Below are 2,498 nucleotides of genomic sequence, written 5' to 3'. Positions count from 1 at the left end.
CCCCTGCGATATGGGGGGGTAAAAACCGCCACAAAATGTTCACATTTATACTATTGCTTGTAGTAATGCGAGGAAGTATAATTTCTATAGAAAGCCAAGGAGGTAGGTGAGAAAATGTTCTGGCGCAAACTGGGAATAGAGTTCAAACCTCATAAAACTGGCTTGAGCAAAGTACTGGGGGAATTAGAAGCAGAAATCATGGAGATTGTCTGGCAGCATGACCGTCCGGTTACAGTACGGGAAGTATATGAAGAACTGCGGGAGCGCCGTTCTATCGCCTACACCACCGTCATGACCATTATGAGTCGGCTGGCTGAAAAGGAACTGCTGCAAAAGACCCAGGAGTCCAATTATTATCTCTACTCTCCCGTATATTCCCGCGAGGAATTTACAACAAAAGTAGTTTCCCTGGTGCTAGATGGTTTGCTGGCCGATTTTGCCCAGCCCGTTCTCTCCCACCTGGTGGAGAAAATCCAGGACGAGGATGAAGAAAAGCTGGCCCAGCTGGAACAGCTGATTCGGGAGCGACGAGCTAAAGGAGGCAAATAGTTTGTCTAAGCTGCATCCTTTGCTCATCTATGCTGCCTTTGGCTTGCCGATCACAGTGCCGGTGGTGCTTTTCTGGCACCGGCTTAGTGATAAAAAACTGGGCAGAGTCTGGCTGGAAAGGCTGTGGTTAACCCCTCTCTTGCTACCGTTTGTGATTTACGGCATCAGCATGTTTTTTCAGCTCAATCGCAGCTGTGTCCTGGTAGCGGGCCCGGAGGGAATAGCTGGTTGGCCTGGGCGGCTACAGAGCTGGCTTTGTCAGGCCGGGACGGCCCTGGCGGTGATATTGACGCCGCTATTTCTGGTAGCGCTGGTGGTCGGGGTTGTAAAAGCAGGAGCTGCTTTGATCCTAACCCGTCGCCTGATTAACCGCTATGGTTATTTGCAGGAAGACTACCGGGGGATTCTCAGTAAAGTCAATTATCTGGCAAACACAGCTGGCATTAAACCTCCAGCTGTGATACTGACCGATTTGCCCCTGGGACAGGCGTTTATCAGCGGATTCTGGCAGCCGGTGCTTATCCTCTCCCGCCCGCTGGTGGTCGAACTGGATGAGGAAGAGCTGACAGCGGTGCTGGCCCATGAAATCGCCCACTGTCAGAGGGGTGATAACCGCCGTACCTGGCTGCTGGTGTTATTGCGGGATTTGTTGTTGTTTACCGGCCTATCCCCCCTGGTTTTTCGTCACTGGGAACAGCTTAAAGAGCAACTTGCTGATGGGAAAGCGGGCAACCTGGGGGCTAATCCCCTGGCCCTGGCCCAGGCCCTGTTAAAAACCAGAAGATTGAACACGCCTTTAAGTGGCTGGCGTCTCGCCCTGGATAACTTTTTGCCCCTTGCGCGTTTGGGAGGCAAAGGCAAACTGCAGCAAAGAATAGAGGCTTTGCTGGAAGAGGAACAACTACCTGGACATGCGGGCTGGGGGTTACTGGCCCTTGGCACTATCTGGATGATGGCAGGTGGCCTTCTGATCTTTTTTTGCTAAGAGGCCACCTTTTTAACAAGACAATATACTACGCGATGTAAAAGGAGGAGACCAAAATGGCAAAAAGAGTAGACAAAAAGTCCATGGTATTACAGGGTAAGAAAAAGAATAGCTGGCTGCTGCCGGCAGCGGTTGTTCTGTCCCTGGCTATTGTAGGGGGAGCGGTGGCGCTAAAGACGTCCAGTCAGACGGCAGCTACAGATAAGGCTAATGTGGGAACCTATAATGTTGGTACCCAGGTGACTTATGACGCTGCGCAGAAAATAGAACAAACTGTGGTTCAACCGGAATTCAAGGACGGGAAAATCTATCTTGATCTGGAGCTGGTAAAAAACAACAAGATCGTAAAGTTTGAAATCCCTAACCAGAAAGTGACTTTGCCCAATGGCACCACTTTCAATTCCTTGCCTATTACTGCCTATGTGGCTCCGTCTGGCCGGGTTGTAGGAGCAGTATCTTTCTGCGAACCCTGTTCTGGAACCAGCTTCCATATTGAAGGAAATGAATTGGTCTGCAATGTCTGTGGTACCCGCTGGACCCTGGAAGATCTGAAAGGGGTTAGTGGTGGCTGCCTGACCTATCCTCCCGATGAGGTAAAGTATGAAGTTAAGGATGGCAAGATGGTCTTTGATGAAAAAGAACTGCGGGCCTGGCAACCGCGGGTATAAAGGAGGGGTTTGTTCATGGAAGACAGGGTCATTTTGGTGGAAGATGTAGACCAGGATGCCGAAAAACGCTGGCGGATTTTTTACTGGATCATCTTTCTGGTCAGTACAGGAGCGGTTTTGTTAGGGGTCAAAATCTGGTATAATCTGAAAGATAATGCAATTAACAACTTGTACCCTGCCCAATTCCAATCTTTCAACTATGGTTACCAGCAACTGGCCTATCCTGCGGCGGGAGGCGGCGGCTGTTGTGGTGGCAGCGGCAGTGCTGTTGTTAGCGGTGGTGGCTGTGGCAGTGG

4 protein-coding genes are annotated in these 2,498 nt (G+C 50.5%); all 4 read left to right on the top strand.

Annotated elements, in window-relative coordinates; all coding sequences use genetic code 11:
* Window positions 1-114 precede the first annotated feature (114 nt).
* Window positions 115-549, top strand: a complete 435-nt coding sequence (locus tag JDF658_RS13105) for a BlaI/MecI/CopY family transcriptional regulator (RefSeq protein ID WP_078664555.1) — start codon at window positions 115-117, stop codon at window positions 547-549.
* A 1-nt stretch (window position 550) separates the two neighbouring features.
* A complete protein-coding gene (locus tag JDF658_RS13100; protein WP_078664556.1) occupies window positions 551-1,534 on the top strand; it encodes a M56 family metallopeptidase in 984 nt (327 codons plus the stop codon).
* Window positions 1,535-1,590: 56 nt separating this feature from the next.
* Window positions 1,591-2,202, top strand: a complete 612-nt coding sequence (locus JDF658_RS13095) for a Fe-S-containing protein (protein WP_078664557.1) — start codon at window positions 1,591-1,593, stop codon at window positions 2,200-2,202.
* Between the two features lie 15 nt (window positions 2,203-2,217).
* Window positions 2,218-2,498 (top strand): hypothetical protein (locus tag JDF658_RS13090; RefSeq protein ID WP_143312017.1); only part of this gene is annotated, 281 nt, incomplete at its 3' end.

Source organism: Carboxydocella sp. JDF658, from assembly GCF_002049395.1.
GTDB lineage: Bacteria > Bacillota.
Note: the sequence above shows the minus strand (reverse complement) of the source record. Positions and strands in the feature narration are given on the sequence as shown.

Excerpts from the sequence above, each read along its gene's own strand:
- JDF658_RS13105 (WP_078664555.1), top strand. The coding sequence starts at position 115 with ATGTTCTGGCGCAAACTGGGAATAGAGTTCAAACCTCATAAAACTGGC.
- JDF658_RS13095 (WP_078664557.1), top strand. The coding sequence starts at position 1,591 with ATGGCAAAAAGAGTAGACAAAAAGTCCATGGTATTACAGGGTAAGAAA.